Raw genomic sequence first — 18,284 nt, forward strand, 5'->3', positions numbered from 1 at the left:
CATTGTGTTTTTAATCATCAGGTTTGAGGTGGGTTGCGATGTTTTTCCGCTCAAGCCACGTTGGTCAACATGGTTCTGACCTCTTGCTGTGAGGCAAACTGATTCAGGTCGAAGATTTTATCCCTAATCGCCCAAAATCGGCCATTCTTTCTCGCCACAATAAAGTCAGGAAACCTCAGCCTGTGTTCTGCACGCGCGACTTTAGAAGGCGCTGTGTCTGTAAAAGGTCTGTGCCGGTCAACCAAATGTGGATTGATAAATTTAGCGAGAAATTCATCCTTTTGGCGTTTGGTCGAAAGGGGCCAGACTTCATGAATTTCCGCGCCATCCTGCCCGACATAGGTGACTTTTAACTGCGGTTTGTCGAATTTGTTTTTCCCCGCTGTTAATCGCATGTCAGCGCAGGCCATGATCATGGCATCTTTGAGCTTTAAGGCGTCTCTCAGCTTTTTGTCAGGATCGACTAATGTGTGATCACATTGGTGGCAGCGCCTTGCGGCTATGTCGTTGTCTGCGCCACACTCGCTGCAGAACTTGGCGCGGAAACGGTAACCACAAATTTCCCGCTCGCCATCATCTTCGAAAAAGCCCTGACAGCGACGGCCATAGTGTTCAATGAGAATACCGTTGTTATCCAACTTGCCCCAGAAATTGTTGTTGAAACCGCAGGCCGGGCAGGGAACAGTAACGATTTCGCTGTCACTGTCAGGTTTGGGATCGCCAATTTCAGGCTGGTAAAGATCGTAGACATTGCCTGCATAATCCAGAATCAAACAGTCAGTCTTACCGGGAGAAAGGCGCAAACCCCGTCCTGCGATTTGTTGATACAGGCTGACGGATTCTGTCGGACGCAAGATAGCGATGAGATCGACATGTGGTGCATCAAAGCCGGTTGTCAGCACTGATACGTTGACCAGATACTTAATTCCTCGTTTTTTGAAGCGCTGGATAATACTGTCACGCTCATCTTGCGCTGTATCACCAATGACGAGTGCCGATTCGTTCTCAGGTAGCAGGGTGAGAATTTCCTGCGCGTGTTTTACCGTGGCGGCAAAGATCATCACACCATGTCGCTCTTTGGCATAATCGAGGACCTGATTAATGATTTGGGGCGTTGCCCTTGGTGCGTTTTCTATCACGCGGTCCAAATCCGCTTCTTTATAGAATCCAGTTGGTGACGCTTTGAGTGATGAAAAATCGTAGCTCAAGACAGGTGCATCGAGGATCTTTGCTTCCGTTAAAAAGCCTTCATCCAACAAGAATCGGATAGGAAGCTCGAAGATACAATCGCGGAAGAATCTGGGTTTCTCGCTGCGAACACGTCCAGCGGTGTGATATTGATAAATCCAGCCCATACCGAGTCGATAAGGCGTAGCAGTTAGCCCCAATACTTTGATGCCAGGATTAACCGTTTGAAGATGAGAAATGACTTTACGATAACTGCTGTCTTCGTTATCCGGCACGCGGTGGCATTCATCGATAACTAACAAAGAAAACTGGTCTTTGAAAGCATCGAGATTTCGCACCACGGATTGGACTGAAGCAAACACAACTTTGTCGTTGCTCTCTTTTCTGCCAAGACCCGCAGAGAAAATCCCGCCTTTCAGTCCATAGCCTTCGTACTTTTCGTGGTTTTGCTCGACGAGTTCTTTAACGTGGGCAAGCACCAAAACTCGACCACGTGCCAACTTCGCCAGTTCTGCGATAACCAGGCTTTTCCCAGCACCGGTTGGAAGCACCGCAACGGCTGGTGTGATGTTGTTTCTAAAGTAGTGGACGACGGCTTTGACCGCGTCAGCCTGATAAGGACGAAGGGTATACATGGAATCAAAAAGGCAGCCAATTCAAGGCTGCCCAGTGTATCTGCCACACAATGTAAAGGCTAGCGCGATAAACGCTTGGACATAATGCAATGCTGGCGGCGAGCCATATAGTCAAACTGCTCGTAAAACTCTCTGGCACCGCTGTTACCAATGTTTACTTCAAGAATCACAGCGTGGCAGTCTTTTTCGAGGGCATGCGCCTCGATATTCGGCAGAACATGAGAGCCGACACCTTGTCGACGCCAATCCTGCTGGAGGAAGATTTGGTCGATCACCGCGATTTGTCCGCCCAGTTCAATGCTGAAGCTGTAACAAAGCACAACATATCCGATAATTTCCTGCTCGCTTCCTTGCTCAAGGCTGATAAGGAAAACGTCGCCATGGTTAGGGTGTCCAATGAGGAAACTGAATGCGGAAGTCACATGTTCGACATCAAAAGTCAGTGCCTCGTGGTCGTGCATAAACTTTGACAGTTCAAGTAGACGTGGCATTGACTCTACGGAAGGCGACTGCAGCGTAATTTTCATAAATGCTTCCCTGATCAATAAGTTAGTCGATGGGAGATTATAATCATATTTTAGAAGTCACGAGTTTAGACTGTGGCGATTTTGTTAAGTTCGGCATCTCTTAGTTATAGACAGTGAATCGGAGAGTGCAATTTCAACAATAAGGAATGAGAGCACATAAACGGATCTGAACTTTCTTGATAAAACACCCGGCTGCGAGCTTTAAACACTGCCTCTCTTGAAAGTTTAAGTATATAATCCGCGCCCTCAGAAACATGTGGTGAGAAGTCATGATCAGGCTAGATAAATTCTTGTGCGAAACAGTGGGTGTTACGCGCAAACAAGCAGCGAAAGTCCTCAAAGAAGAGCGTGTCACGGTTGATGGTGAAGTCATCAAAAACGGTGCTATCAAAATTGCCGAAGATGCGGATGTAGAATTCGATGGCATGTCGCTGAGCCTTTCCGGTCCTCGTTACTACATGATGAATAAGCCTGAAGGGTATGTCTGTTCGCATGACGATCCTTACAATCCAACGGTTTTTGTCCTGCTGGATGAAATCGGTGCTGAAAAGCTGCACATTGCAGGTCGCTTGGATTGCGATACTACCGGTCTATTGCTGCTGACCGATGATGGCCAATGGTCACACCGTGTGACGTCCCCAAAACACAAATGCGACAAAACTTACCGAGTTTGGTTAGATGATGCGGTAGAAGAGGGCGTTGCAGCGACTTTTGCAGAAGGCATTAAACTGCGTGGAGAGAAGACAGAAACCTTGCCCGCCCAGATGGAACAGCTAGACGAAAAAGAAGTGCTTCTTACCATTCACGAAGGGAAATATCACCAGGTAAAACGTATGTTTGCCGCAGTAGGCAACAAGGTGGTTGGTCTTCATCGTGAATCCATCGGTGACCTCATTCTGGATGAAGAACTGGAACCGGGTGAGTACCGCGAGCTGACTAAAGAAGAGATCGCTCTGTTCTTACCTAAGTAGTAATAGACATGTTCTAACAGATCGCTGCAAGGTCAACATTGCAGCGCTTCTTTATCTGAATAATACATCGCAAGGTCAGTAGATTAAGGAACAATCGACTAGATCCAGATAGAAAGGCATCATTTCCTCACTGGAATGAATCTTGATGTTAATATGTGATCAATACCCGTTATCTCTTTCTGAAGTGGGTATCAGCTAGCCTTTGAATCAATCAGGGTAAGCCACTTTTTCTCCACCTCCTCTTTTACCAAGGCATACATGACGACAAATGCAGTAAACCAACAGCAGCAACAGCTGACCTTTCTCTTGATCCTTGTGCTCGGTGCTATTGCCGCGCTCACGCCTTTAGCTATTGATATGTACCTGCCGGCAATGCCAGAAATTGCTCGTGACCTGTCCGTCAACCCAGGGCAGGTCCAGCAAACGCTGGCTGCATACACCGCAGGCTTCGCTATTGGTCAGCTTATTCATGGCCCTATCTCTGACAGCTATGGCCGACGCCCTGTCCTGATTGGCGGTGTCGCATTTTTCTTGGTTGGTGGGGTTGTCAGTGCATTGGCGGTAGATATTGAAACCTTGACCTATGTTCGGGCTGCCCAGGGTTTCTTTGGTGCTGCAGCAGCGGTTGTTATCGCGGCATTGGTACGGGACATGTTTGACCGCGAAGAATTTGCGCGCACCATGTCGTTTATCACCCTGGTGATGACGGTGGCACCTCTTGCAGCGCCGATGATTGGTGGTTATCTGGCGGTTTGGTTTGGCTGGCGTTCGATTTTCTGGGTGTTAGCGGGCTTTGCCGCGTTGGTTATTGTTTTGGTGTTATCACTGATTCCAGAAACCTTACCCGTGCAGGGAAGGCCGCCACTCCGTCTTGGCTCAACGCTGCGCAATTATATGAAGATCCTGCGTTCAAGAAAGTCTGTGGGCTATATCTTTGCTTCGGGTTTTTCTTTCGCGGGCATGTTCTCATTCCTGACTGCCGGTGCATTCGTGTACATCGACTACTATGGCGTAAGTACCCAGAACTTTGGTTATCTGTTCGGCTTGAACGTCGTCTGTCTGATTGTGATGACCTCTTTTAACGGCAAGTTTGTGCGCAAAATCGGCAGCGAGAAGATGCTGCAAATCGGTCTGACGATTCAACTTCTGTCTGGTATCGCTCTGATTGCGGGGCAAGCTTTTGAATGGGGCTTATGGGGAACAGTGATTCCCGTCATGTTCTTTGTCGGCACGATTTCTATTGTTGGCAGCAACTCAATGGCGTGTGTATTGAGTGCGTATCCTGAGCTTGCGGGGACTGCGTCCTCTTTGGCGGGAACATTGAGATTTGGTACGGGCACCGTAGTTGGTGGTACAGTTGCGGTCATTCACGTTAATTCAGCCTGGCCGATGACCGGTGCTATGGCAGCATGTGCGTTTTTATCCGCCCTGTTTTACTGGGGCTTAGCGAAAAAATAAGAAAATGAGCTACATCGAAGACATTAAATCCGTCGTGGATTCTGCCCTTGCTGAACTTGAAGAAGCAAAGGCTAGCGGCAAATTACAAAGTAACCCTGTGAGTGAAGAGTCTTTCCTTTGCCGTTGGGTAGCCCAAGCAGTAAAAAAACAGCGCTTTGGAAATTCTGTTTCTAAAGAGATGACGGCCTGGGTGCAGCAGGGTCGCAGTATGGGCAAACACGCCAATATTAAAGGCCAAATGCAACATATCGCGAGTGTTTATCATCACCATTTCCCGCAAGGTGATGAGCACAGTGCGATTACTAAAAGCCAGTTTGACGCTTTGGTAGCCGCGCTCGAAGAGGCCGATTGGATGACCCACACCGAATACGAGATCAACCGTAAGGTGCGTGTGATTTCCGACGGTCAGCATTCTTTTGCGGTTTGCAGCATTGCTTTGGGCAAAAGCTTCAATGAAGAAGGCGAGCTGGTAAAACCGTTGAGCCTTTATGTTCGTGGTCCAGAATCTTGGTTTATTGAAACCGTTCGTGAGCATGGCATGCTGATGACCAAAGTGACTGACTACAAATCCATCGTGAAATATCACGGTGAATACCAGATTTGGCCCCGTAACCAAGCCGACAGACTGCTGGTGTTACCGGAAAGCTTGAAGCCTTAAAGTCTACAAGATTAAGTGTGGTGCGCAGGAGCAGACTTCTTCGCACCACTTTTTTTTGCCAGAGCAAAAGCCATGCCTTTGAAGATAAAAAGGTGAGCGGGCATCATCGCAAACCAATAAAGCAAGCCGCTGAAACCTGCAGGGTGCCACCAGGCGCGGATATCCAACAAACGCGTTTCTCCCAAGTCTTTCACCGTAAATTCCAGACGGCCTAGTCCCGGCGCTTTCATGCCAAACAGCAGTGACAAATGTTTTTGCTGGTGGCACTGAATCACTTTCCAGCTATCGATATAATCACCAGTTTCAAGCGAAGACCTTTGCGGTCGGCGCTTTTTGAGTGCATTTCCACCAACGGTAGCGTCCATATAAGCCCGGATTCTCCAAAGCCAATTCCCAAAGAAATAACCTTCATCACCGCCGACCTTTTGTATGTTCGACCAGAGCGATTCCGCAGTAGCATCGGTTTCTATGGTGAAGCCAGCATGCTTGGGGTAGTAGCCATAATTTCGGTGCCAGCGAGCGATGGCATCAGGATCAAAACCCCAAATGTCATTTTTAACAACATCACTTTCATTGCTGAGTGCGGATTCAATAGCTTGTTCAAAACCGAGTTGTGGTACGGGAATTAGAGTGCTTATATCCTTGCCGGTAGGGAGCAAGTCATAGCGCAACCCATCAATCAGTGCGCTGGCAATAGATTTGGGCACGGTCGTGACAAGCGTTAGCCACATTGAGGATATCTTGGGTGTTAGCAAAGGCACCTTAATGATGAAGATCCGCTTGTTGATAATGCGGGCAAAACGACGCATTTGATCTTCATAGCTGATCACTTCGGGGCCACTGACATCAAAAATCGGTGAGCCTTCGATGGGCACTTCAATGAGTTTAGTGAGGTAGCCAATCATGGTATCAAGCGCAACCGGGCTGGATTTGGAGCGAACCCAGACTGGCGTGGTGATGACAGGGAGGTGAGAGACGATATCTCTCATCACTTCGAAAGCCGCAGAACCACTACCAATGATGATGCCGGCGCGCAGTTCGATCACTTGCTTGCCGCAATCGCGTAGGATATTCCCCGTCACTTTTCTGGCTGCTAAATGGGTAGAAGTGACATTGTTGGGTTGGGTCGCGCCCAGATAGATGAGCCGGGAAACCTGACTTTTTGCTATCTGATTCGAAACATGACGCGCCATGTTGAGCTCATGCTGATAGAAATCTGATCCAGATTCCATGCCATGAACCAGATAAAAGACCTGTGATACCCCAGAGAAAATGGAGGATAGGTCGCCTTCGTCTAACAGATCCACCTCAGTCAGCGTCACATTCGGGTGGTTATGCCAAGTCTGATGTTTTAGTGTCTCTAATGAGCGGCTGGTTGCGATGACCTGATAGCCCTGCGTGAGCAGTGCGGGTACCAAATGACTGCCCACATAACCCGTCGCACCAATCACCAAAATCTTTTTACTGGGCATCATATTTTGAATCTCATCGCAAACTTCTTCATTCTATGAGAGCGATCTCTGCCGCAGGATTGCTCGTATTTTTTGTCATTATCTCAGACTTCCTTCGCAATGACCTTATTGAGAAATAAGACAAACTAGCATGCGAAAGCCTGACTGTTCGTTGTCAGCACGGTGTCAAAGAAACAAGACTATCGGAAAAGAGAGCAAAAAACTGTGATTATCTATGCCTTTAAAGCTGGATATAGCGTGCATGAATTGATGGTTAAATGAGCGAATGTGATTAATTGTCAAAATGTGCTGTGGATTCAAACACCTTTCTTGACGCCGAAGTTTGCGGTAAATTGCTTCACCTATCACATTATCGCGCGACCTTTTTCGACGCTTGTTGGAAAAACCAAGGGGAAGAAATGCTAGAGCTGGTTGGACTTTGCAAAGGCTATCTTGATGGAGGGGAATTCCATCCAGTATTGCAAGGTGCAGAGCTATCCTTAGCCAAGCATGATCAGGTGGCCTTGATGGGCGAGAGTGGCTCAGGCAAGAGTACTCTGTTAAACCTTATTGGTGGATTAGATAACCCTGATTCCGGCGAAGTCATTGTCGCGGGAACGCCTATCCACGAGCTTGCTGAGCGCGATCGCACCCGCTTTCGCCGCAACAATATCGGCATGATCTTCCAGCAATTCAATCTGCTCCCCACGCTTACCATTGCTGACAACATCCGCTTTTGCCGTCAGTTGAAGGGCCTTCATGATGACGACGGTCTGTGGCGACAAATCCTCTCCGCACTGGATTTGATGCCTTTGCTGGGTCGCTATCCCGAAGAAGTGTCTGGTGGTCAGCAGCAGCGTGCAGCGATTGCGCGATCTCTCTATATGGAACCCAAAATCCTGCTGGCTGACGAACCAACAGGCAGTCTGGATGAGCGCAATGCCGACGCAGTAATGAGGCTTCTTACGACACTGACCAATTCGCTCGACTGCACTTTGCTCGTTGTCACTCACAGTGAAAAAGTAGCGGATTATCTCGGGCATCGTGTCACGCTACAAGGGGGCGTTCTAAATGTACGTACCCGTAGCTAAAGCGCTATTCGGACACTACCGCCGACATCCGTTTCAAGTTTTACTCGTCTGGTTGGGGTTAACGCTTGGGGTGGCTTTGTTGGTCGGTGTTATGTCAATCAACCAACACGCGCAAGACAGCTATAAAGAAGGCGCTAGCCTCTTTTCCAATCCGTTTCCTTATGTTCTCCACCACCGGGAACGAGGAAAACGCATTGACGAGCCACTTTATATCTCTATGCGACGCTCCGGCTTCAACCAGTGTGTGCCTGTCGATATCTATCGAACGAGTACCGAAGACGGTCAGGACATCCAATTAATGGGTGTCGATACGGTCGCCATGTTTGCCTTTAACGTTGCCAACCCCAACTCTGTTGCTGCAGAACAGCCTCTTCGTGATGGACTCTCCACCCAGTGGGTCAGTACAGAGCTCGCCAACCACTTAGGCTGGGTAGACGGGCAGAAAATTACGCTTGAGGATGGCGAGCAGATTGGACCGATAAAGCTGGTAGAAGGTGGTCAGATTGGCTCGGGGACACGCATATTCGGCGATATGTCAGTGATTCGCGGCTTGTCTGATCATGACGGCTTTGGCCTAATTTACTGTGGTGCAATGGATAAAGCTGAGCGTGATGCATTGCGCGATGTGCTTCCTTCTACGATCACGCTATCTCGAACAGAAACGGCACAACTGGGTCCATTGACACGAGCGTTCCACCTCAATCTTTTCGCCATGGGGTTGCTGGCCTTTGTGGTTGGCCTGTTTATCTTCTATCAGGCGATTTCCCTTTCAATGGCGCAACGCCAGCCGCTGGTCGGCTTGATGCGGGAATTAGGCGTTGGACGGAAATCGTTGGCTTGGGTTGTTAGCCTTGAAATGCTGGTTTGGCTATTTATGGGTTTGATTGGCGGTAACATTGCGGGGCTGGTATTGGCGCAAAAACTCATGCCGACCGTAGCAACAACGCTGAGTGATCTTTATGGCGCCAACGTCGATCTTACCTTGCATTGGCAGTGGGAGTGGGGTTTCTACAGCTTCCTTTTAGGCGTTTGCGGTTTTGCTTTGGCATCAGGCTGGCCGTTATACCGATTGCTGACAACGCCACCTGCGCGCTTATCAAAACGCATGTCACTTGTTAGCTTCTCTGGACGAGAATTCAGTTGGCAAGCCATCGTTGCGTCAATCTTAATTATTATCGCGCTGTTGGTTTACAGTGCGCCCCAGAGCCAGGCTCAAGGTTTTACACTTATTGCGCTTATCCTTATCAGCGGTGGTTTACTGCTTCCATTTATGATGTGGAAGTGCTTCCTGCTGCTCTCCGATAAAATCAAAATAGCCCGTCTTCGTTGGTTCCTATCCGATGCTTCCGCAAGCCTCAGCTATCGTGGCATTGCGGCCATGGCATTTATGATGGCAATTGCTACAAACATTGGCATGGAAACCATGGTGGGAAGTTTCCGAACTACAACGGAAAGTTGGTTGCAACAAAGACTCGCGGCAGACATCTATGTGAAGCCGGAAAAAGAAGTTGCCCAACAGCTTTCAGATTGGCTAGAAAATCAGGACGAGGTAAAACGCAGTCTGGTCCAATGGCGACATGAAATAGACACCGCTCAAGGCATTGTTGAAATTCACAGTATTGGTACCAGTGCTGAAGAGCGTGAAGCTCTGGCGATTAAAGTGGCTGCGCCGGACTATTGGAACCATCTTCACCAAGGTAAGTCCATGATGCTGAGCGAGTCTCTTGCGCTTAAATTTGACGCGCAGCCGGGAGACAGTATTTCACTTCCAGCACCTTTTGGAGATGGCTGGAAAGTCGCTGGCATCTACTTTGACTACGGCAACCCCTACAGTCAGGTCATCATTTCTAATCGTTCGTCATTGATTCCCTGGATTCAAGACTCAGGGCGGGTTGGTGTGGCGGCACTCTTTAATGAAGATGCGGATGAACGCGTTCTGGTTGAACAGATGCGTAAGCAGTTCAACCTGCAGGAGACGCAGGTCAGCAATCAAAGAGATATTCTAGCAACGGCAATGCGTATCTTTGATCGCACGTTCCTCGTCACAGACACGCTTTGTACCCTAACTTTGATCATTGCAATTTGCGGGCTGTTTTTCTCGACGCTAGCGACGGAGTTATCTCGTCAACGTCAATACGCATTGCTCCGCTATATGGGAATATCTGGCAGAGAGCTGGCTTTCTTAGGTGGCGGTCAGTTAATGCTAATTGGCTTATTCTCCGCGCTCTTTGCACTGCCACTTGGACTTATCATTGCCGAAGTCTTGATCAACATTGTGCTGAAATATTCGTTTGGCTGGACGATGTCTGTGTCCTATTTTCCGACCAGTTATCTCATCACCTTGGGTGGCTCTTTGCTCACGTTGCTGTTGGCAGGGTGTTGGCCTGTGTGGCGTTTGATTAAACGCTCAGCAATCCTCTCCTTGCGGGAAGCTCAGTAATGCGCGACATGAAACCACAACCCTTTATGCTGACAGTCATTGGCTGGTGCTTTGCCGTTTTGCTGTGTCTACTGGCGCTGTTTGGTTCCGTGCTTTTGAAAGACGATCCGCCGGATAGAACTGCAGTTGCTGCTTTAGTTGCAGCCAATGCCGATGAGTTTGCGAAAGTTGTTCCAGGAAGAGATATACAGTTTCCAATAGACTATGGGTCACATAACGATTTTCGTCAGGAATGGTGGTATGTCACCGGCAATCTTCAGGATGAATCCGGCAACCAATATGGCATACAGTGGACATTGTTCCGTTCAGCGCTTTCTTCAGAAATGGGCGAAGGCTGGGAAAACAATCAGATATTTATGGCACATGCTGTTCTTACTAGCAAAGAAGGCGTTTATTCTGCTGAACGCTTTTCACGAGGTGGTATTGGACAAGCAGGTGTTGCTGATAAGCCATTCAACGTATGGCTTGATAACTGGCAGTGGCGTGGGAAAGGAGACAAGCCATTTCCTGCAAAACTCCAAGCCGCGGACAAAGATTTCTCGTTCAAATTGACAATGTCACAGACGCTGCCGGAGATCCTTCAAGGCGACAATGGGTACAGCCAGAAACATGCAGAAAAAGGTGTTGCTTCTTACTATTTCAGCGTTCCTGCAGTTGCGATGCAAGGGGTGCTCGAATTAGAGGGTAAATCTGTTAAGGTTTCCGGAAAAGGCTGGGTTGACCGCGAATGGAGTACTCAGGCACTGAGCGAAGATCAGATGGGTAATGCTCTTTCCTGTGACGTTGTCACATCCATTGCTGTACTTCGTGGTGAGCAACCCACTGAAATTATTGATGTTGATAACGTTGCGCTGGATGAAGCAAGGCGGCTTTCAGCTTCAATACGCGAAGCATTAGAGTTACCTCAATGGGAAGTCGCGAGTCGGTTTCATCGGGAAGCATTTCTAAAGAATGTGTTGTCGGTGTCTTCAGAGTTGGCTTATGTCCGAAGAGAAAAACGTCAGCAAGCCTTTGGTAACGGCTTTAATGAAGTCACTTTAAGCCGAGATAGTGATTTCCCTGCGGAGCCCCAGGCAGCCATTGTGTTTGATCAGTTTCACTTGGCGGGACGCGGTGTGAAACAGACAACCTCGTACGCAACCTGCATGGCACCGGTTCCGTTCGGTTGGCTTGTTGATGCTGGGTTAGGTGAAGAATCCGTTTCTGAGTTTGATGACAGCGAAGGCGTGGTGGTCGATGTTATCGAGCGCATTTATGCAGGAAGGGTCATTGGTGTCTATAGGAAGGCAGCGGAAGGGGAAAGTCTCATCCGTGCGCTGGCGACACAAATCATACATGGTGAACTTCTCGATGGGACGGGCGCACGTTTAACGAAAGAGGTGAAATACTGGAACCTTTATCAATCATTGGAAGATATCGCCAATCGCCCGCAGGTAGATGTATTGTCATGGCTTGAGCAGGCTCTGAAGGATTTGGGCGTTGAATCAGTGGATGATCTTGAGCTTATTGATGGCAATGATTTTGTCTTTGAGGGCATTCCATCCTGGGAGTTTGATGATTTTGCCGAAAAATATCCGCTGGAACTGACACTTGCTGAATTGAAGCTTGATGTTGAATATCTAAAGGGAAAAAGGACTGTGGTGGTGCATCATGTCGGCGGCACCAGGAAAGACGGGCCTAAACGATGGGAATTGCCGTCTTGGAGTGGGTGGAAGGTGCAATACAAAAAAGCCAGCCGCGTGATTGATGTGAGGTGAAGACATGATCCCAAAAGAGGCCTGCAATGGGCTCTGGCCTCTTTCTGGATGACTTATCTCACGCGTTTAAAGTGAGACTTCACCATCGCGTCGATCAGCACTTCACTTTTGACTAACTCAAACTGTTGTCTACGCTCTAGATCGCCAAACAGTTTTGAGCCGCCGCCCAGCAACACAGGAATTTGGGTGATGACGAGTTCATCAATCAGATCTTCCGACAGAAAGCTTTGAATTGTCTTTCCGCCATCGATGTAAAGATTCTTGAAACCTTGCTCATTGAGGCTTTTAAGGATCTCCGACAGTGATCCTGAAACCAAAGAAGCTTTATCTTTATGGGAGTCAGGGATTTCATTCATAGTATTGCTGAGCACAAACACGGGTTTGGTGTATGGCCATTCACAGTCAAAACCTATGACGGTTTCGAAAGTTGTTCTGCCCATTACTAGCCCATCAATACCAGCCATGAATTGAGCCCATCCAAAATCTGATTGTTCAGGGTTCGAAATGCTGTGTAACCAATCTAAGCCGCCGTCTTTGTCCGCGATGCAACCGTCAAGGCTTGTCGCGATATAAACAATGTTTGTCATGTTAAGCGCCCTCGTTTTCAACAAAAAAAGCCATTCACCAAAAGGCAAATGGCTTTTCTTTCGTTAGGCTGGGTTAGTCTCTGAAGTTATCGAACTGGAATGGCTGACCCAAATCAGCTTCACGGACAACCTGCATTGCTGCTTGAAGGTCGTCACGCTTCTTACCGGTTACGCGAAGCTTCTCACCCTGAATCTGAGCCTGAACCTTAATCTTGGCCTCTTTAATCAGCTTGACGATTTTCTTCGCAACGTCGGCTTCGATGCCGTTTTTGAAATGCACATCGCTGAAGAAAGTCTTACCTGAGTGAACCATGTCTTTAGGTTCCATCGCGCGGGCATCAACACCGCGTTTGGCTAGGTTACCGCGAAGGATATCCATCATCTGGTTAACCTGAAAGTCAGATTCAGCTGAGACTTTCACGACTTCTTTGTTGAGTTCAAAGCTTGCGTCTACGTTACGGAAGTCAAAACGGGTAGCCAGTTCGCGTTTCGCGTTGTCTACGGCGTTTTTCAACTCAACGGTATCGATCTCTGAAACGATATCAAAAGAAGGCATAGTAATTTCCTGATATTTAACTGAAGGTTGAGCTTATCACACACACTTGTTTAGCGTGAATTACGTTTCGCAATGGCATCAGAAAGCATCTGCAGCATTTTTTCAGTGTCGTTCCAGCCAAGACACGGGTCTGTGATGGATTTGCCATACGTAAGGTTGCACAAACTGTCTTTATCAGCAGCTTGATTACCTTCTTCGATGAAACTCTCCGCCATGATGCCTGCGATGAAAGTGTCACCCTCAACCAGTTGGTTGCAAATGTCTGCAGCCACATCCAATTGGCGACGGTGCTGTTTCTCACAGTTTGCGTGACTGAAGTCCACCACAAGGCGGGGAGTCAGACCAATTTCAGACAAGTTCGCTGCTGCATTCTCAACATCAGCTTTGTGATAATTCGGCTGATGTCCACCACGCAGAATAACGTGACCATAAGGGTTACCGCTGGTGCGGTAGATGGTCATAACGCCATTTTTATCCGGTGAGCAGAACAAGTGAGACGTTTGGCTTGAACGAATCGCATCAATAGCAATTTTAATGTTCCCATCGGTGCCGTTTTTAAAGCCAACCGGGCATGATAACGCTGACGCCATTTCACGGTGGATTTGTGACTCCGTCGTACGGGCGCCAATGGCTCCCCAGGTCACCAAATCTGCAATGTATTGCCCGGTGATCATGTCCAGGAACTCGGTTGCAGTAGGCAGACCCAGCTTGTTCACATCCAGTAGGAATTTACGGGCTTTGAACAGACCTTTGCGAAGGTTGCAGCTGCCATCGAGATCTGGGTCATTGATCATGCCTTTCCAGCCCACAACAGTGCGTGGTTTTTCGAAATAGGTACGCATGACAATGTGAAGCGTTTCTTTGTGTTGGTCTGCCAATACTTTAAGGCGTTTTGCGTAGTCCAGACCCGCATCAGGGTCATGGATAGAACATGGGCCAACGACGACAAGCAGTCGGTTGTCACGGCCAGTAAGAATATCTTCAGCTTGCTTACGGGCTTCGGCGATGTCTTGAGCAACACTGTCTGTAAGTGGGGATTCTGCTTCCACTTCTGCTGGGGTTGGCAGAGTGTCAACAGGTTGCGTTCTTAGTTCGTCAGTTTTAATCGGCATGGACTCTGCCTTCCTTACGTCGGTGTTCTTGCGAAGGCAGTAAGATAGCAAAAAATCGGTGTCAGAAAAGCCATGATGTGGTCTTTCAGCGATTTATTCTTTCTATTGCGTTTGTTTTGACCGGAAAGATTCGTAAACAACCGAGCTTTGTTCGGTCTGCTGAAATCGAAAATTCATGTCGGATTTCTCTTGTAACAAAAGGGCTCTGTGGTATGTTTTCCTCTGGATGGACGAAAATCAGTCGCTTGCGAAGAATCGGCGTCGATAAACCATCATTTTCTTGCCGCAACAGGCACTTAAGTTTCTACAAGGCAGTATTGGTGCGCTATGTCTCAAATGGATTTAACCTATTCCCACGTTTATAAGAACCCCTCTCAGCTGGAAGGTCATGACACGTCGTTTGGACTGGTCTCTCTCGGTGAATTGTATATCAATGCAATCGGAACCCATCCGTCAGCGTTAGATGACAGTAATGCGACGAAGGACAAATTAGTGTCCCTGCTCGAAAGTGCTTACAAAGCGAACACCGATCGACCATTTCGTGTCATGCTGAACGACCAAAGTGCGCTGGCGCTAAAACAAATGCAAGGTGCAGATTCAGAGCCTGAGGAAGCAAACCCAGCGATGGGACTGCGTGGTGTTTCGCGCTATGCGAGCAAAGCAGGTAAACCAGGATTTATTTTTGAGTGTGAGGTGCTCAAAAAGGCGATTCAGGACAAGAAGCTTCCAGTAGAAGTTGTTGTTCCTTTTGTTCGCACTTCCAGTGAAGCTGCCACCATGATTGACTTGTTGGCAGAACAGGGGCTTTGTCGTGGCGCAAACGGTCTGAAAGTGCTTCTGGCATGCCAGTTACCTGCTAATGCCGTGTTGGCAGAGGCTTTACTTGCGTATTTCGACGGCATCATTATCGATGTCGATAATCTTGCTGCATTCACGCTGGCAGTAGACTTTGGTGACGAAGCGCTACCGTACACATTCAACAAACACAATGAAGCAGTAAAGAGCCTGATCCGCGACACTATTCGTAAAACGCAATTGGCTGACAAGCCAGTTCAGATCCTTGCCCAAGAGTCTGACAAAGCGATTATCGAATTGGCAGAAGGGGCCAATGTAGAACTCATTTATCAGTAGATTGTTTTTATGAAAACTAATCTGTCTGAACGCCACGCAATGTCGTGGCGTTTTTCGTTGAAGCGCTGGCGATCGTTCCCGCCCAATAAAGAACCAATCAAGCCTTTGTCATCAAATTACTGCAACTATCAGTCAGTAAATCTCGTATACTGCGGCCAACAGACCCTGAGAAACCAACGAGCAATACATCCATGATTAAAATCGGTCAGATGAATCACCTTACCGTGGTGAAAGAAGTCGAGTTCGGCGTATTCGTAGACGGCGGACAGGAATACGGCAATATTCTGCTGCCAAAACGCTATGTGCCAAAAGGAACACACATTGGCGATGAGATTGAGGTGTTCATCTACTTTGACTCTGAAGACGATGTGATTGCAACCACCGAAAAGCCATTGGCACAGGTTGGACAATTCGCGAAACTGAAATGTATCAACACGACAGGCGTTGGGGCGTTTTTGAATTGGGGGTTGCCAAAAGACCTGTTGGTTCCGTTCAGCGAACAGCGCATCAAAATGCAGGAAGGAAGAGACTATCTGGTGTTCCTTTACGTTGATAATGCGTCAGGGCGTATCGTTGGCTCCACCAAGTTTAATAAGTTCCTCGACAAAACCCCTGCGCGCTATAAGAAAGGCGATCAGGTACATGTGACCGTGGCGGAAGAAACCGAGCTTGGTTACAAATGTGCAGTGAATGATGCCCATTGGGGCCTGCTGTTCAAATCAGAAGTCTTTGGAAAGCTGTTTATAGGTAAGAGCCTTAAGGCCTACATCAAGCAGATTCGTGAAGACGGAAAAATCGATTTGTCATTGCAAAAACTGGGCAAAGGCAAAGTGGATGATCTTTCAGAGAAGATTGTTCGCACACTGGACCGCAAAGGTGGGTTTCTGCCAGTGAATGACAAGAGCAGCCCAGATCAGATTTTTGAGCTGTTCCGCACCAGTAAGGCGACGTTCAAGAAAACCATCGGTGGATTGTACAAAGAGCGCAGAATCCGAATTGAGAAAGATGGCATCTACCTGATTAAGTAATGCAGGTAGAAAGAGAGTAAGGAAAGGTCGCGAAAGCGGCCTTTTTTGTGACTGATTATATGCGAAGATTGTCAGACAAAAAGAGCCCGGAACGATTCCTGTTCCGGGCTTAGGGGAATGGCTCGTAAGAGCCTTGCGCTAACTGGTTTAAATGGAGATTTGTAACACTTCAAAATTTAGCTGGCGCAAGGCTCTCGCGGCGTGTCATGAATGAGAATTTAGGGATCGTCTATTCAATAAATAAATTGACGTCTCTAACTAACTCTCTTGGAAGGCCATTTTTGATTCGGTTGCCGACCCATTTACCGATACCAATTGGTTGGCGACGGTAACAAACGATGACTTCACCTGAACCCGTCAGACCTTCTGGTCTAATATCCCTGCCCATATACCATTCTTTCGCGTCAGCCACAGACAGCTCTACACACTTTGGCTCGTTTCCTTTCGCTAACGCCATGATCGTCTCATGTTGCCAGCGGTAGCCTTTCTTATGGGCTTCTGCGAGCTTTAAACCAATGCGATCAAATTTGATTTCAGGAAGAATATCTTCAACCTGTTCTGGGAAAATCCACACTTCTTTATCACGCAGCCACACGTTCGATGAATGAGGAACGGAAAGTCCCAGCGTGTCATCCAGTGCTTTTACTACCGCATCAGCCTCTTTGGGTTTGGCCCTTTGGAATGGAAATTTACGTGGACGCTTTTTCACCATCTCAGAGCCGACGCTTTCCGTTTTCTTCAGGCGAGCAACGAAAAAACCCTCACTGTCGAAAATCTGCGGAAACACATGCAGGAAGCCTTCTTCTGTGCAGGCAGCGGCTGCACCTTCAAAAAGGTCATTCAGTGGCTCAAATTCGACAGCATCACCAAAAGTGTCTTTGATGAAATGGCAGATATGTTGGTTTTCATCGTGATTAAGCGTACATGTCGAGTACACCATGGTGCCGCCCGGTTTAAGGGCGTGGAAGGCACTCACAATCAGATCGCGCTGGGTATTCGCGATGTCTTGCACAGATTCCAGACTCCAGTTGCTAAATGCATCAGCATCTTTCCTTATCGTCCCTTCTCCGGAACACGGTGCATCGAGCAAGATCGCGTCAAAAGTTTCTGGTAACCAGTCACCAAACACGCGGCCATCGTAGTTAGTCAGCGCTGAATTCACCACACCACAGCGAAGTAGGTTGGCATGAAGTACTTTGACTCGACTCGCCGAGTATTCATTGGCGACCAGAAGCCCTTCATTGTTCAAAGCTGCTGCGATTTGCGTGGTCTTGGAGCCTGGTGCGGCTGCCATATCCAGAACACGGTTCAATGTGATGTCATTTTCCAGCAATGCAGTTACAGGCAGCATTGAGCTGGCTTCCTGAATGTAGAACAGACCAGCCATGTGTTCAGCGGTGTTTCCCAGAGGCACGTTGTCTTCGTCATAGTCATCCAGCCAAAACCCTGTGTCACACCACGGCACAGGCGAAAGATCCCAGCCTTTCTCATTGGCACGTTCAAGAAAATCTTCCACCGAGATTTTCAGCGTATTCACGCGAAGGCTTCTTCGAAGAGGGCGTTTACACGACTCGATGAAATCAGTCATAGAAAGGTGAGAAGGCAGAATCTGTTCAATTTGATTTAGGAACGGCTCTGGGATCTTGATATTTGGATGCACCTGAAAGGTCTCTTGCTGGCATTTACTGAATTGC

General features: G+C 48.1%; 15 protein-coding genes. 8 read left to right on the forward strand and 7 right to left on the reverse strand.

Annotation, left to right across the window (positions count from 1 at the left end):
• Positions 1-50: 50 nt before the first annotated feature.
• Both radD and G5S52_RS03065 read right to left on the reverse strand, forming a co-directional pair.
• On the reverse strand, positions 51-1,823 hold the full coding sequence (radD, locus tag G5S52_RS03060) for a DNA repair helicase RadD (protein ID WP_165011749.1): 1,773 nt from the start codon (positions 1,821-1,823) through the stop codon (positions 51-53).
• A gap of 59 nt (positions 1,824-1,882) precedes the next feature.
• A complete protein-coding gene (locus G5S52_RS03065) occupies positions 1,883-2,350 on the reverse strand; it encodes a GNAT family N-acetyltransferase (protein ID WP_165011750.1) in 468 nt (155 codons plus the stop codon).
• A gap of 269 nt (positions 2,351-2,619) precedes the next feature.
• Here G5S52_RS03065 and rsuA point away from each other — a divergent pair, with 269 nt between their 5' ends.
• The 3 genes from rsuA (at position 2,620) to G5S52_RS03080 (ending at position 5,437) form a co-directional block, all read left to right on the forward strand.
• Positions 2,620-3,321 (forward strand): 16S rRNA pseudouridine(516) synthase RsuA, encoded by a 702-nt coding sequence (gene rsuA / locus G5S52_RS03070; RefSeq protein WP_165011751.1) that lies wholly within the window; start codon positions 2,620-2,622, stop codon positions 3,319-3,321.
• 258 nt (positions 3,322-3,579) lie between these two features.
• A complete protein-coding gene (locus tag G5S52_RS03075) occupies positions 3,580-4,779 on the forward strand; it encodes a Bcr/CflA family multidrug efflux MFS transporter (protein ID WP_165011752.1) in 1,200 nt (399 codons plus the stop codon).
• Between the two features lie 4 nt (positions 4,780-4,783).
• Positions 4,784-5,437, forward strand: a complete 654-nt coding sequence (locus tag G5S52_RS03080) for a DUF2913 family protein (protein WP_165011753.1) — start codon at positions 4,784-4,786, stop codon at positions 5,435-5,437.
• Between the two features lie 11 nt (positions 5,438-5,448).
• On the opposite strand, the gene G5S52_RS03085 is transcribed toward G5S52_RS03080, so the two are convergent.
• On the reverse strand, positions 5,449-6,909 hold the full coding sequence (locus tag G5S52_RS03085) for a DUF2867 domain-containing protein (protein WP_165012101.1): 1,461 nt from the start codon (positions 6,907-6,909) through the stop codon (positions 5,449-5,451).
• A gap of 398 nt (positions 6,910-7,307) precedes the next feature.
• Between G5S52_RS03085 and G5S52_RS03090 the strand changes: the two genes are divergently transcribed.
• Genes G5S52_RS03090 through G5S52_RS23740 form a run of 3 tightly spaced genes read left to right on the forward strand, consistent with a single transcriptional unit; the run spans position 7,308 to position 12,176 of the window.
• Positions 7,308-7,979: an ABC transporter ATP-binding protein gene (locus tag G5S52_RS03090; RefSeq protein WP_002542492.1), complete on the forward strand. Its 672-nt coding sequence runs from the start codon at positions 7,308-7,310 to the stop codon at positions 7,977-7,979.
• Positions 7,960-10,419: an FtsX-like permease family protein gene (locus G5S52_RS03095; protein ID WP_165011754.1), complete on the forward strand. Its 2,460-nt coding sequence runs from the start codon at positions 7,960-7,962 to the stop codon at positions 10,417-10,419. The genes G5S52_RS03090 and G5S52_RS03095 overlap by 20 nt, the downstream gene beginning before the upstream one ends.
• Positions 10,420-10,445: 26 nt before the next feature.
• Positions 10,446-12,176 carry a carotenoid 1,2-hydratase gene (locus G5S52_RS23740; protein ID WP_235956074.1) on the forward strand — a complete coding sequence of 577 codons (1,731 nt, stop codon included), beginning with the start codon at positions 10,446-10,448 and terminating at the stop codon, positions 12,174-12,176.
• Positions 12,177-12,229: 53 nt separating this feature from the next.
• Here G5S52_RS23740 and G5S52_RS03110 read toward each other — a convergent pair whose 3' ends face one another.
• From G5S52_RS03110 to G5S52_RS03120, 3 genes are all read right to left on the reverse strand, one after another.
• Positions 12,230-12,763 carry a dihydrofolate reductase family protein gene (locus G5S52_RS03110; protein WP_165011755.1) on the reverse strand — a complete coding sequence of 178 codons (534 nt, stop codon included), beginning with the start codon at positions 12,761-12,763 and terminating at the stop codon, positions 12,230-12,232.
• Between the two features lie 73 nt (positions 12,764-12,836).
• Positions 12,837-13,319 carry a YajQ family cyclic di-GMP-binding protein gene (locus G5S52_RS03115; RefSeq protein ID WP_002539371.1) on the reverse strand — a complete coding sequence of 161 codons (483 nt, stop codon included), beginning with the start codon at positions 13,317-13,319 and terminating at the stop codon, positions 12,837-12,839.
• Between the two features lie 50 nt (positions 13,320-13,369).
• Positions 13,370-14,431: a 3-deoxy-7-phosphoheptulonate synthase gene (locus tag G5S52_RS03120; RefSeq protein WP_165011756.1), complete on the reverse strand. Its 1,062-nt coding sequence runs from the start codon at positions 14,429-14,431 to the stop codon at positions 13,370-13,372.
• Between the two features lie 327 nt (positions 14,432-14,758).
• On the opposite strand from G5S52_RS03120, the gene G5S52_RS03125 reads away from it, so the two are divergent.
• Together G5S52_RS03125 and G5S52_RS03130 are read left to right on the forward strand one after the other, a co-directional pair.
• Entirely contained in the window at positions 14,759-15,562 is an 804-nt protein-coding gene (locus G5S52_RS03125; RefSeq protein ID WP_165011757.1) for a putative PEP-binding protein, read from the forward strand.
• Between the two features lie 191 nt (positions 15,563-15,753).
• On the forward strand, positions 15,754-16,590 hold the full coding sequence (locus tag G5S52_RS03130) for a CvfB family protein (RefSeq protein ID WP_165011758.1): 837 nt from the start codon (positions 15,754-15,756) through the stop codon (positions 16,588-16,590).
• A gap of 229 nt (positions 16,591-16,819) precedes the next feature.
• Here G5S52_RS03130 and rsmF read toward each other — a convergent pair whose 3' ends face one another.
• A complete protein-coding gene (gene rsmF, locus G5S52_RS03135; RefSeq protein WP_165011759.1) occupies positions 16,820-18,250 on the reverse strand; it encodes a 16S rRNA (cytosine(1407)-C(5))-methyltransferase RsmF in 1,431 nt (476 codons plus the stop codon).
• Positions 18,251-18,284 lie beyond the last annotated feature (34 nt).

Origin of the sequence: Grimontia sedimenti, assembly GCF_011045095.1 — a bacterium.
Taxonomy (GTDB): domain Bacteria; phylum Pseudomonadota; class Gammaproteobacteria; order Enterobacterales; family Vibrionaceae; genus Enterovibrio; species Enterovibrio sedimenti.